General features: G+C 68.1%; 8 protein-coding genes (1 of these 8 running past the window's edge). 5 read left to right on the top strand and 3 right to left on the bottom strand.

The annotated features are described in order from the left end of the window. The 3 genes from ABZW74_RS09880 to ABZW74_RS09890 all read left to right on the top strand — a co-directional run. Positions 1-8,288, top strand: the end of a protein-coding gene (locus ABZW74_RS09880) for a non-ribosomal peptide synthase/polyketide synthase (protein ID WP_355275936.1). Its footprint begins 20,044 nt before the window's first position; only the last 8,288 of its 28,332 coding nucleotides appear in the window; the start codon falls outside the window, past its left edge; the stop codon is at positions 8,286-8,288. Further along, positions 8,285-8,524 (top strand): MbtH family protein, encoded by a 240-nt coding sequence (locus tag ABZW74_RS09885; protein WP_355275938.1) that lies wholly within the window; start codon positions 8,285-8,287, stop codon positions 8,522-8,524. Before ABZW74_RS09880 ends, ABZW74_RS09885 begins: the two co-directional genes overlap by 4 nt. Before the next feature lie 230 nt (positions 8,525-8,754). Then, entirely contained in the window at positions 8,755-9,105 is a 351-nt protein-coding gene (locus tag ABZW74_RS09890) for a hypothetical protein (RefSeq protein WP_355275940.1), read from the top strand. Between the two features lie 69 nt (positions 9,106-9,174). Here ABZW74_RS09890 and ABZW74_RS09895 read toward each other — a convergent pair whose 3' ends face one another. Beyond that, a complete protein-coding gene (locus ABZW74_RS09895; RefSeq protein WP_355275942.1) occupies positions 9,175-9,708 on the bottom strand; it encodes a DUF4878 domain-containing protein in 534 nt (177 codons plus the stop codon). 124 nt (positions 9,709-9,832) lie between these two features. Here ABZW74_RS09895 and ABZW74_RS09900 point away from each other — a divergent pair, with 124 nt between their 5' ends. Both ABZW74_RS09900 and ABZW74_RS09905 read left to right on the top strand, forming a co-directional pair. Continuing rightward, positions 9,833-10,954, top strand: coding sequence for an LLM class flavin-dependent oxidoreductase (locus tag ABZW74_RS09900; protein WP_355275944.1), 1,122 nt, complete (start codon positions 9,833-9,835; stop codon positions 10,952-10,954). Continuing rightward, positions 10,951-11,601: an FMN reductase gene (locus ABZW74_RS09905; protein ID WP_355275946.1), complete on the top strand. Its 651-nt coding sequence runs from the start codon at positions 10,951-10,953 to the stop codon at positions 11,599-11,601. The genes ABZW74_RS09900 and ABZW74_RS09905 overlap by 4 nt, the downstream gene beginning before the upstream one ends. Before the next feature lies 1 nt (position 11,602). Here ABZW74_RS09905 and ABZW74_RS09910 read toward each other — a convergent pair whose 3' ends face one another. Then, a complete protein-coding gene (locus ABZW74_RS09910; protein WP_355275948.1) occupies positions 11,603-12,616 on the bottom strand; it encodes a pirin family protein in 1,014 nt (337 codons plus the stop codon). A gap of 67 nt (positions 12,617-12,683) precedes the next feature. After that, on the bottom strand, positions 12,684-13,445 hold the full coding sequence (locus ABZW74_RS09915; protein WP_355275950.1) for an acetoacetate decarboxylase family protein: 762 nt from the start codon (positions 13,443-13,445) through the stop codon (positions 12,684-12,686). Positions 13,446-13,626 lie beyond the last annotated feature (181 nt).

The raw sequence follows: 13,626 nt of genomic DNA on the forward strand, positions 1-13,626 counted from the left end.
TGCGTCACCTGCTGTTGGGTGGGGAGGCACTGTCGGCCACCGAACTGGCCCGGTGGGCCACTCCTGGCCGGTCGGTCTACGACGTCTACGGTCCGACGGAAGCCACCATCATCTGTCTGACCACCGCGGCACTGGCATCCGGCGATCCGATCACCTTGGGCCGCACCATGATCGGCACCCGGGCACTGATCCTCGACGATCGTCTGCAGCCGGTACCGCCGGGCGTCGACGGCGAGCTCTACCTGACCGGTGCCAGCTTGGCCCGCGGATATCACGACCGTCCGGGGCTGACCGCCGAACGGTTCGTCGCCAACCCGTACGCACCGGGCCGGATGTATCGCACCGGTGACGTGGTGCGCTGGACGTCCACCGGCGACGTCGAGTACGTGGGCCGGTCGGACTTCCAGGTCAAGTTGCGCGGGCAGCGGATCGAACTCGGCGACATCGAAGCGGCACTGACCACGCACGATGCCGTCGAGAAGGCCGTGGTGATCGGAGTCGGCGAACCGGTGGTCACCGCACTCGCCGCCTACGTGGTCACCGCGGCCGATCCGAAGGACCTGCGTGACCATCTGGTGGATACGCTTCCCGCGCACATGGTTCCGTCGTCGATCACCGTGCTCGACGACCTGCCGCTGACCCCGGTCGGCAAGCTGGACCGGCGCGCCTTGCCCGCGCCCGACCTCACCGCCCTCGTCACCGAATCCGTCGCACCGGTGGGTGCGGTGGAGATCGCGATCGCGGGCGTGTTCGCGGAAGTCCTCGGCGTGAGCGAGGTCGGTGCCACGGAGTCGTTCTTCGACCTCGGCGGCAACTCGCTGTCCGCGACACGGGTGACTGCACGCGTATCGGAGACCCTGGGCGTGGACGTCGCGGTGCGCGATCTGTTTGCCGCCCCCACCGTCCGCGGGCTCGCCGCAGTGGTCGGCGACGCGCGGGCCTCCGACGTCGAACCCCTTGCCCCACAGGCGCGTCCGGAGCATATACCGCTGTCGTTCGCGCAGCAGCGGATGTGGTTCATCAACCAGTTCTCGCAGGCGTCGGTGGTGGCCTACAACGTGCCGTTCGCGTTGCGGCTCACCGGAGAGGCAATCGACGATGTCGCCCTGCGGGCCGCGTTCGGCGATGTACTGGCGCGTCACGAAGCGTTGCGGACGATCTTCCCGGCCGACACCGATGGTGTTGCGTATCAGCGCATCCTGCGGGCGGACGAGGCGATCGCGGCGTTGCACTGGAGTCAGCTCCACGCGGGTGGCGCGGTCGAGAACGCGATCAACGAACTGACGCTGGCGCCCTTCGACGTCACCGTCGACCTGCCGCTGCGTGTTCGGCTCATCACGGTGGCGCCGGAGGACGCCGTCCTGGTGGTCGTGGCGCATCACATCGCGGCCGACGGCGAGTCGCTCCTGCCGTTGGTTCGGGACGTGCTGACCGCCTATGCGGCGCGTCGGTTCGGTGTCGCCCCGGACTACCCGCCGCTGCCCCTGCAGTACGCCGACTACGCGATCTGGCAGCGTCGGGCGCTCGGGGCCCTGGACGACCCGGAGTCGATTGCCGCCCAGCAGGTTTCCGAATGGGCAGATCGGCTGTCCGGCCTGCCCGATGTGCTCGACCTCCCCATCGACCGCCCCCGACCACGGGCCGCGTCGATGCGCGGCGACGCGGTGGCCTTCGCGGTCGGTGCCGATGTTCGCGCCATGGTCACCGAGGTCGCGCGCCGGCACGGGGCGACCGAATTCGTGGTGGTCCATGCCGCCCTGGCCGTGTTGCTGGCGCGGATGACCGGCTCCGACGACATCGCCATCGGCACCCCGACCGCGGGCCGCGGCCGAGCCGACCTCGACAATCTGGTCGGCATGTTCGTGAACACCCTGGTGTTGCGCACCCAGGTGGAGCCCGACGTGCCCTTCGACGACCTGGTGGCGCAGGCCAAGGACGTCGACGTGGCCGCGTTCTCGGCGGCCGATGTGCCGTTCGAGCATGTCGTGGAGGCGGTCAACCCGGTGCGCTCGGAAGCGTTCGCGCCGTTGACGCAGGTGATGCTGACCTTCGATGACAAGCAGCGACGCGACGCCACCACCGGGCCACTGCGGATCGAGCCGCTCGAGCCCGGTGCCCCGTCGGCCAAGGTGGACCTGCAGTTCGTGATCAGCGCCGCACCGGACAGTCACGACGCCATCAGCGGTTATGACGGTCACATCGTGTACGCGACCGACCTGTTCGAGCGGGCGACGATCGAGGCCCTGGCGTGGCGTTTCGAAGTCTTGCTGCACGCTCTGCTCGAGGAACCGCAGCGTGCGATCGGCGACCATCCGATACTGACCACCACCGAGATCGACCGCCTGCAGGCGACTCCCGAACCGGTGACCTCGACCGTCAATGCCGCTGCGACCCTGGTGGATCTGTTCGCCTGGACTCACCACCAGCACGCGGCACGGCCCGCCGTGACCGCAGGCGCCCACACCGTCGACTATGCCGCGCTGGATGCCCGACGCCGACGACTCGCCGCGAGCCTGCAACAACGCGGGGTGCGTCCGGGCGATCTCGTCGGCATCGCGATGTCGCGCGACACCGACCTGATCGCCACCATTCTGGCCGTATTGAGCTGTGGCGCAGCGTATCTGCCGCTGGACACCGGTAATCCGGCGCAGCGGCTGCAGTTCATCGTGTCCGACGCCGCACCCGTCTGCGTGGTCACCGACGATTCCACCGCATCGGCCATCGGTGCTCTCGGTGTCGATCTGGACGTGGTGCACGTCGACGAGCTGGCGGTACCGGGATTCCTGCGTCGCGTCGACATCCGCCCCGACGACCGCGCGTATGTGATCTACACGTCCGGGTCGACGGGAACCCCCAAGGGCGTGGAGATCACGCATCTCGACGTCGTGACTCTCATGGATGCGGCGCGCAGCGAGTACGACTTCCGGGCCGACGACGTCTGGACGATGTTCCACTCCTACGCCTTCGACTTCTCCGTGTGGGAGATGTGGGGTCCGCTGCTGTCGGGTGCGCGGTTGGTGGTGGTCGACCGTGACGTCGCGCGATCGCCGGACGAGTTCCTGACGTTGGCCGCCGAACAGGGCGTGACCGTGCTGAACCTCACGCCGTCGGCCTTCTATCAGTTCGCCGACGCACGTCGTCGACGCCCGGGCCCACTCTCGTTGCGGTACCTCATCTTCGGCGGCGAAGCCCTCAGCTTCGACCAAGTGGGCCGCTGGTTCGACGACCACCCGGACGAGCCGACGCGCCTGGTGAACATGTACGGCATCACCGAGACCACGGTGCACGTCAGCTTCCGCGAGCTGACTCGCGCCACCACCGACGCGCGCGGCCCGAGCTTCATCGGACGCCCACTCTCGTCGTTGAACCTCCGGATCCTCGACCGCCGGCTTCGTCCGGTACCCGATGGTGTTCCCGGCGAGATCTACGTCGCCGGTGGGCAACTGGCGCAGGGTTACCTCAACCGTGCCGCGCTGAGCGCCACCCGATTCGTCGCCGATCCATCGGGTGTGCCCGGCGAACGCCTCTACCGCACAGGCGATCTGGGCCGGCGGGTTCGCGGCGACATCGAATACCTCGGACGCGGAGACACCCAGGTGCAGCTGCGCGGCTTCCGCGTCGAGTTGGGTGAGATCGAATCTGCAGTGACCCGCCACGACGGTGTCGCCGCCGCTGCGGTCACGGTGATGACGGCACCGGGCCGCGGGCAGCAGCTGGTGGCGCATGTGGTTGCCGATCCGGGCACCGACCTCGATACCGATGCCCTGCGGGCAGCCCTCGGGAAGAGCCTGCCCGGCTACATGATCCCCGACGCGGTGGTCGCGATCGACGCGCTGCCGCTCACGGCGAACGGCAAGCTCGACCAGCGTGCGCTGCCCCTACCGGATTTCGCGTTCTCGGCGGTCGGCGAGGTGGCCGACGGCCCGATCGAGGAAAGCGTCGCATCGATCGTCGCCGACGTCCTCGGACTCGACGAGGTGGGCGCCACCGCGGTGTTCTTCGACATCGGCGGCAACTCGCTGTCGGCGACCCGGGTGGCGGCCCGGGTGAGCGAGGCGTTCGGCGTGTCCGTCACCGTGCGTGATCTGTTCGAGGCGCCCACGGTCCGAGGTCTCGCCGCGCGCGTCGTGAGCGCGGGCGACGGCGTCTCCGGCAGTGCTGCGGGCCCGGCCCCGCTGACCGCACGCTCACGGCCCGAACACATCCCACTGTCCTTCGCGCAGCGGCGCATGTGGTTCGTCAACCAGTTCGACACCGCGTCACCGGCCTACAACATCCCGATCGCGTTGCGGCTGACCGGTCCTCTCGATCCGGCCGCTCTGCGTGCCGCGATCTCCGACACCATCACCCGGCACGAGTCGCTGCGTACGCGTTACCCGGCGATCGACGGTGTCCCGGAGCAGGTGATCGTCGACGTGCCGACCGCGCTGGACGAACTCGTCTGGCACCAGAGTGCCGATGCCGACGAGGCGATTGCGCTCGCGGGCAGCGGATTCGACGTCACCGGTGACCTGCCGATCCGGGTGGCCCTGGCCACCGACGGCGCCGACGAGCACGTTCTCGTCATTGTCCTGCACCACATCGCCGGTGACGCCGAGTCGATGCCGATCCTCGCGCGCGACGTGATCACCGCCTACGCCGCGCGCACCTCCGGTGGCGTCGCCGACGACTCGCCGGTGCTGCCCGCACTCACCGTGCAGTACGCCGACTACTCGCTGTGGCAGCGGGAGACGCTCGGTGCGGCCGACGATCCGTCGTCGGTGCTCGGGGCGCAGTTGGCCTACTGGACGACGCGTCTCGCCGGGCTGCCCGACGTGACCGAACTCCCCGCCGACCGTGGCCGACCCGCGGTGGCCGACCCCACCCCCGGCGTCCTGACCTTCGATCTGGGCATCGATCGCAGCGCGCGCGTCACCGCGGTCGCCCAACGTGATTCGGCCACCCCGTTCATGGTGTGTCACGCCGCGCTCGCCGCGACCGTGTCCCGGCTGGCCCGCACCGACGACGTCGCCATCGGAGCGGCGATCGCCGGCCGCGGCCAATCCGGCACCGACGACCTGATCGGTATGTTCGTCAACACCCTCGTCCTGCGCACACACCATCGGGCCGGTGACACCGCAGGGGAACTGATGCGTCAGGTGCGCGCAACGGATCTCGACGCGTTCGCCCATGCCGACATCCCGTTCGAGGCGCTTGTCGACGAACTCGCGCCGCAGCGCTCCACGTCGCACGCACCGCTCTTCCAGATCGGCATGAACTATCTGAGCGGCTCCGCGTCGACCGCCGATACGGTTGCGGGTCTGACGATCACACCCGTCGAGCAGGGGCCGGCGTCGTCGAAGGTCGACCTGACGGTGGCCTTCAGCGAGGTGCGCGAGCCCGGCGGTGCGCGGATCGGCGCCGAGATCACCTACGCCGCAGCCCTGTTCGACGAGTCGACCGTCGCCCGCCTGCGTGACGTGTTGCTCGCGGTGCTCGACGCGATGCTCGCCGACCCCGATGCCGTGATCGGCGATCTGGACATTCTCACCTCCGCCGAACGCGCCGATCTGGTGCCGGTGGCCGGACCGGGCGCGCTCGTCGAACCCCGGACCCTGCCCGACCTTCTCGCCCAGCGCGCGCCGGTGCCCGCGGATCTGCCGGCCGTCATCGAGGGCGGACAGTCGATGTCATATCGAATGTTCGAATCGGTGACCAACAGCCTGGCGCGTGCGTTCATCGCCCGCGGTGCCGGCCCGGAGCGGGTGATCGCGGTCGGTATGCGGCGCAGTCTCGATGCGGCAGTGGTGATCTGGGCGGTCCTCAAGTCCGGCTCCGCGTACCTCCCGGTGGATCCGGGGCTGCCTGCCGAGCGCATCGAGCACATGATCGCCGATTCGGGCGCGATCTTCGGTGTCACCACCGAGCAGGCACAACCCACCGTCGCGCACGCGCAACTCGGGTGGCTGGTGGCCGGCGGATTCGCCGAAGTCGGCGCGACGATCCCCATCCCGGTGGGACCCGGCGCGATCACCCCGGACATGCTTGCCGCGCAAGACAACACGCCGGTTCCGTCGGCTCGCGACCTCTCCGTCGACAGCCTGGCCTACCTGGTCTACACCTCGGGTTCGACGGGCGTGCCGAAGGCTGTGTCGGTGACGCACCGCGGCCTCGCGAACCTTCTCGAGGCGCAGCGGGCGTGGACCGGCGACCTCCCCGACACTCGAGTCCTCAACGTTGCGGTCCTCAGCTTCGACGGTGCGTTCTTCGAGTTCCTCGCCGCCTTCGGGCTCGGCAAGACCCTGGTGGTCGCGCCGAGCGACGTGTATGCAGGTGCCGACCTCGTCGACGTCATCGAGCGGCACCAGGTCACCGACGCCACCATCACTCCCGCGGTGCTGGCCACCATGGACCCCGCACGAGCGGTGAGCCTGCGGCACCTCGGCACGGTCGGCGAGGCCTGCCCGCCCGAGGTGGTCGCGGCGTGGGCGCCGTCGCGCACCATGTTCAACGGGTACGGTCCCACCGAGACCACGGTCTGGGCAACGCAATCCGCGCTCACCGCGGGCGCCCCGATAACCGTCGGACGACCGATCCGCGGCATGTCCGCGGTGGTGCTCGACGACCGGCTGCGCCCGGTGCCGATCGGCGTGGTGGGCGAGCTGTACCTGTCCGCCGATTCCCTGGCGCGCGGGTACCACAACCGATTCGACCTCACCGCAACACGTTTCGTCGCCAACCCGTTCGGCCCGGCCGGCTCCCGGATGTACCGGACGGGAGATCTGGTGCGCTGGAGCGCCGACGGCGGGTCGCGGGCGCGTCTCGAGTTCGCCGGGCGCGCCGACTTCCAGGTCAAGATCAACGGCCAGCGTGTCGAACTCGGGGAGATCGACGCCGCGCTGACCGCCCATCCCGGGGTGGTCTCGGCGTCGACCATCGGTACGACCGGTCCGGGCGGCAACGCCGCACTCGTGAGCTACGTCGTACCTTCGGAGGGGACCGTCAGTCCGGACTCATTCGGCCCGCTCGCTTCGCTCCCGGCGCCGGAACAACTTCGCGAGGCCCTGCGCGCGCGACTGCCCGCGTACATGGTGCCTGCCGCAATCGTCGTCATCGACGAGATGCCCCTGACGCCGGTCGGCAAGCTCGATCGTGGCAGGCTGCCCGTGCCGGACTTCGGTGAGACCGACGACTACGTGCCCGCGGCAACCGAATTGGAGGCCACGGTCGCGGAAGCGTTCGGCGAGGTCGTGGGTGCGCAACAGGTGAGCGTGACCCAGAGCTTCTTCGAGCTCGGGGGCAACTCGCTCTCGGCGACGCAGGTCGTCTCCCGGCTGCGCGCGTCCACCGGCCGCGAGATTCAATTGTCGTGGGTGTTCGCCGAACCCACCGCGCGTGGTCTCGCGGGCCGCATTGCGGGCAACGCTGGTGTCGCGGACGACGTGCTCATCACGCTTCGTGCCGACGGTGCGCGGGCACCCCTGTTCTGTGTGCACCCGGCGGGCGGGCTGGCCTGGTTCTACGGCGGACTGGCGCCCTATGTCGCCGACCGCCCGATCTACGGCCTGCAGGATCCGCATGTGGTGACCGGAGCGGAGAGCGCGTCGTCGGTGCAGGAACTCGCGGACCGCTACGTCGCCGAGATTCGACGGGTGCAGCCGCACGGTCCCTATCACCTGCTCGGGTGGTCGATCGGCGGCTACATCGCGCACGCCATCGCGGTCGCGCTCAGCGCGGCAGGGGAGCGGGTGGCGTTCCTGGGCGTGATGGACTCGCAAGCCGGCGCCGAGTTGCCGGTGGCGGAGACCGGTGCCGCCACGGTTGACCCTGACGCGTCGACAACCGCGAGCGACCTGCTCGGCGGCTGGCGCGATCTCTTCGATCTCGGTGACGACGTCACGGCGTCGACCGCCGACGAGGTGGCTGCTGTGGTCCGCGACCAGATCGCCTCGCTCGGCCTCCTCGACGCGGCGCAGGTCGACCGCATCATGGACAGCTTCGCCTCGGCCGCCGACATCGGCTTCGCCTACCGGCCGGAGGTGTTCGACGGGTCCATGCTCGTGTTCACCGCGACCCGCGATCGCGACGATCCGACGACGGTCGCCGCCAGTTGGCGCCCCCACGTGCGCGGGACGATCACCAACGTCGACGTCGACACCCACCATCTCGGGATGGCGGACGCCGAATCACTCGCGATCATCGGACCGGTGCTCGAAGCCGAGCTCGCACACGCCCCCGACGAATCCACTGCGGGCAAATCGACTGTGGAAGCATCACAAGAAGGCCCTGCTAAGGAAGGAACACCATGACCAACCCCTTCGACGACGAGAACGGCCGTTTCTACGTCCTTGTCAACGACGAGAACCAGCACTCGCTGTGGCCGACGTTCGCCGACATCCCGGCCGGCTGGACCAAGGTGTTCGGTGAGGATTCGCGGGCGGCGTGCCTGGAGTATGTGGAGCAGAACTGGACCGATCTGCGGCCCAAGAGCCTCATCGATGCGATGGAGGCCGACAAAGCGGCGCCGAATCAGGACCAGCCCTGACGGGTTGAGCCGGATCGGCGGGAGGACACGACACGGTCACAAATTCACATCAGTCACATCTGCCACTGCAGTAACGGCAGTCGCGTCGGTAGCATATTAGATGTGGCGGAGGTCGAATTTCACTGTGAAATAGGCAACAATTGCCACGAGAGCGATCGCAACATCCGAATGAATGACAGACTGGTGCGTCAACAGGCTCACATGCAGCAAGGGCCGGGGCGAGGGAAATTATGAGACATTCTGCCTACTCGTGGGAGCAACAGCGCACACGGGCCATCATCGACCAGGTGTTCGCCAAGGCTGACCTGACCCCGAGTCTCACTGCGGTGCGACACAGCGGACAGGCCGCGACCTATGGCGCGCTCGCCGAGGCGCTGACCCGCTACGAACAGGTCGCGTCGAAACACTCCATCAACGCCGAAGCCGCTCTGCCGGCGTCCGTGCTGCACTGCCTGCCCAACGTCGGCAAGCTGGGTTCGCCGGATGCGGTTGCCGGAGCCCTCGGTGAGATCCTCAGCTGGCTCGGCCGCGACGTTCCGCGCGGCGACGAGGGACGCGGTCACCTGCGCGCCGTCGGCTGACGAAGAACCACAGACCAACAAGAAGCGGGGCCCGATGTCGATCGGGCCCCGCTTCTTTGCTGTTGAATCTCAGCCGCCGTGCTGCGCGCCCTGGGCGGCGAGAGCGTTGACCGCCTCGGTGGACAGCTTCCACGTGCCGTCGACCTTGACGTAGGTCAGCGTCATCGGCGCGCCGTCGGGCATCGGGATGTGCGGGCTCTTCACCGCGATGTCGACCTTGGCCTGGTTGTCGCCGTCCTTCGAGACGTTCTTCACGGTGAAGGTGTAACCGGCGGCCGAGGCGCTCTTGGCGAAGGCCTGCATCGTGGGGACGTTCGCCGGGTTGCTGGTGTCGACGACGGTCGCGAGGTCGGCAGCCGACGTATTCGGGTTGGTGGCCTTGTCGAGGATGTTCTGGGCGTCGCTGACGCGCAGGCCGATGACGGCGTCGGCGACCTGGCTGCTCACCGACTGCGCGACGCTGGTGACCTTGCTGCCCGCCTGGTCCACCGCGCTGCTGGCGGCGTTCTTGGCGGCCTGCTGGTCTTCCTCCGTGCAGCCCACGACGACGAACAGGGCGGTGCCGGCCAGTGTTGCGGCGGCGATGGACTTGCGAAGCTTCATTGCGACTCCTGTGGTTCGGGTAAGCCAACACTAACGCGTCGTCGGTGCCGGACTCACACGCGGGAATCAAACGGACCACGGTCCGGTTAGGTAGGGTGACAGCCACAAATTCAGGAGGCGCGAGATGCAATTCGGACTGTTCAGCGTCAGCGACATCACCGTCGATCCCACCACCGGCATCGAGCCGACCGAGTACGAGCGGATCAAGGCGATCGTCGCCATCGCCAAGAAGGCCGAGGACATCGGCCTGGACGTCTTCGCCATCGGCGAGCACCACAACCGGCCGTTCTTCTCGTCGTCACCGACGACGACCCTGGCCTACATCGCGGCGCACACCTCGACCCTGCAGCTGAGCACCGCCACGACGTTGATCACCACCAATGACCCGGTGAAGATCGCCGAGGACTTCGCGATGCTGCAGCACCTGGCCGACGGTCGCGTCGACCTGATGCTCGGCCGCGGCAACACCGGACCGGTCTACCCGTGGTTCGGGCAGGACATCCGGCAGGGCATCCCACTGGCGATCGAGAACTACCACCTGCTGCATCGTCTGTGGACGGAGGACGTGGTCGACTGGAAGGGACAGTTCCGTACCCCGCTGACCTCGTTCACCTCGACCCCGCGTCCGCTCGACGACGTGGCGCCGTTCGTGTGGCACGGATCGATTCGGAGTCCGGAGATCGCCGAGCAGGCCGCCTACTACGGCGACGGCTTCTTCGCGAACAACATCTTCTGGCCCAAGGAGCACTTCCAGCGCCTCATCGGGTTCTACCGCGAACGCTACGAGCACTACGGCCACGGCCAGGCCGATCAGGCCATCGTCGGACTCGGTGGTCAGTTCTTCATGCGTAAGAACTCGCAGGACGCGGTCCGCGAGTTCCGGCCGTACTTCGACAACGCACCGGTGTACGGACACGGTCCGTCGCTGGAGGAGTTCACCGACGAGACCCCGCTGACAGTCGGCAGCCCGCAGGAGTTCCTGGACAAGACCCTGAGCTTCCGCGAGAGCTTCGGCGACTACCAGCGTCAGCTGTTCCTCGTCGACCATGCCGGGTTGCCGCTCAAGACGGTGCTCGAGCAGTTGGATCTGCTCGGCGAGGTGCTGCCCGACCTGCGGGCCGGCTTCGAGGCGGGCCGCCCGGCGCACGTGCCGGACGCCCCGACCCACGCATCGCTGGTCGCGGCGCGCGACGCCAAGGCTGCTGCCGCGGATGTCGCCCAGGATGCCGAGGAGGTCGACGCATGACTCGGGTTGTCGCAGTCAACGGCGGTCTCGGTGATCCGTCGTCGACCAGGTTGCTGGTGGACCGGATCGCAGAGGCGGTCGGGGCGCGACTCGGTGGCGGGGCGAAGGTCGAGATCATCGACCTGCGCGAGGCCGCCGTCGACATCGCGCGGTCGATGACGACGGGGTTCGCGTCGGGCGCCGCACGCGACGGCGTCGACGCGGTGGAATCGGCCGACGCGCTGATCGTCGCGTCGCCGGTCTTCAACGCGTCCTACAGCGGTCTGTTCAAGTCTTTCTTCGACCTGGTCGACGTCGAGGCGATGGCCGGCAAACCCGTCCTCATCGGGGCCACCGGCGGTAGCCCCCGACATTCGATGGTGCTCGACCACGCGATGCGCCCGCTGTTCTCGTATCTGCGCAGCGTCGTCGTGCCGACGGCCATCTACGCGGCCGCCGAGGACTGGGCCCCGACCTCCGGTGACACCGCCACGCTGTCGGGTCGAATCGACCGCGCCGCAGGCGAACTCGTCGCACTCCTGGGCGTACCCGCGCCGGAGTCGCCGGCACCGGTCGTCGACAAGGTCGAGCGTCGCCAGATGGCCACCGAGGCCGCCGGTATCGCGAATTTCGCTCGGCTGCTGGGTAATTCGACTCCCGCGGGCTAGGTCACGCTCGGCCGGGGGTGTTCTGGCGCGGCTTGAGGTGCGAGTGCGGGAGTGCTGGTGCCGGCAGGTGCTGGATGTCGCCGTCGTACCCGTGGACCTGGCCGAAGCGTTCGCTGTGCGCCATCCACTCGTCGCGGTAACCGACAATGTCGTCGTGGGTGCGACCGATGAAGTTCCACCACATGATGATGTCCTCGCCGAGTGGCTCTCCGCCCAGGAGGATCACCCGGCCCGGTTTCTCCGATCGGTTGGTCAGGGAGATTCTCGACGCCCCGAGTCCCACGTACCCCATCTCCGTGCGCTCCAGCGTCGTGTCGCCGGCTTCATTGATCGCGAATGTGCCCGTGTCCACGAGGATTCCGTGTTCGAATTCGGTCTTCACCGCGATGTCGAGCGACGCGCCCGGCTCGAAGACGAGTTCGGCCCCGAGGAGTGGAGTGAAGGTGTGTACCGGTGAGACAGACCCGAACAGGTCGCCGAGAAACACCTTGACGTCGACGCCGTCGCGTCGCAGTGTCTCCGGCGCGTAGTGGGCGAAATCGCGTGCGGTGTCCATGCTTTCGGCGGGCAGTGCGACCCACAGCTGGACTCCGTGCAGCACAGTGGTCTCCGGCGTCGACACCTCGGTGTGCGCGATCCCGTGCCCGGCGGTCATCAGATTGATCTCGCCCGGCCGGACCATCGCGTGATTCCCCATGGTGTCGCGATGTTCGATCTCGCCGGTGAAAAGCCAACTCACCGTTTGCAATCCGGTGTGCGGGTGAGGTGGGACGTCCATCCCGCCGGTCACCGATACATCGTCGGGTCCATAGTGATCGGCAAAGCACCATGCGCCCACGAGGGAGCGACGTCGTTGGGGGAGAGTTCGATGAACGGTCATCGCGCGTGGACCACCGAGCGGCACGTCACGTGCCGTGAGTACCTCGACCGTGATGGCCCCGTCCGCCGTCGACGCCTGAGGGTCCTCGTCGGAGTGGCAGTCGATCTCGGCCGGGCTGGTCTCGAGGTTGCTCATCGCGCTCCCTTGTGCTGTGGCAGCAGGGCTGCGCTGCCACAGCCGAGTCTAGGCCGTCACGACTGCCTCACGCTCCGACGACGGCCGCGTCCTCGAAGGTCATGGTGATCTTGCCGACCGACGAACTCATCAGCGCGCGACGCCCGAGATCGAGCGACCGCAGTTCGTCGGCGATCGCGCCGTCGCCGAGGACGAGGCGCGCGCCGCCGAGGCGGGTGCGGGTGCCCGTCGTCGACGTCAGCCGCCAGGGCGTCACCCGAAGAACGTCGTCGAGCTGGGAGTATGCGTTGAGTACGGTGTCGGCGGCCGAACTCGGGACCGGAAGGCCGCGTCGAACCCGGAGATCGACCTCGAGTTTTCCGTCGGTGCTCACCCGTCCGTGTTTGGTTGCGGAGTCGTGGTCGACGTCGAAGTCCGCGAGTGTCTTGGGGAATCCCCAGATGCCGCGACCGGCAGCGAGGGTGAACTCGCCGTCGACGGGGAGTCGGTGGATCAGGGCCCGCGCGTCGCCGCGCATGAGCTTGCGCAGCGCGTCGAGGCGGGATGCGGGAGGTGTGGTGGGGTCCTCGACCAGGAAGCACACGCCGAACTCGTTGTAGGGGCCCAGATCGCCGTCGATGTAGTCGACGAAGACGAGCATGCACAGCGCCCGGTTGGCGCGGATCCGCAGCGGCCGGAGCGAGCCCGGTGACGGGGCGGCCGAATCGATGGCACGTTGCACCGCGTCGGCATCCGCGGTGTACCCGGCGACGAAGCATCGCGCGTTGCGAATGTCGACCGGCATCGTCACAGGGGTGCCCAGGACGTCATGAGTGGGCGGTGCGGTCACACGTTTCTCCTCGCCGGCGCAGGCCGTTGTCGAAGGAATGAGAACGTGTTCTAGTTTGGCACATCCGAGGTCTGGCCGGTGGCCGAACCTGCCGTTCTCATCGAGACCCGACCCCGCCCGCGAGCCGTGTCCACAAAAGTGTGGACACCCGACGGCACCCCTCTTGAACTGCGGAAATGCG

Source organism: Gordonia sp. NPDC003585 (assembly GCF_040610755.1).
In the GTDB taxonomy this organism is placed as follows: Bacteria; Actinomycetota; Actinomycetes; order Mycobacteriales; family Mycobacteriaceae; genus Gordonia.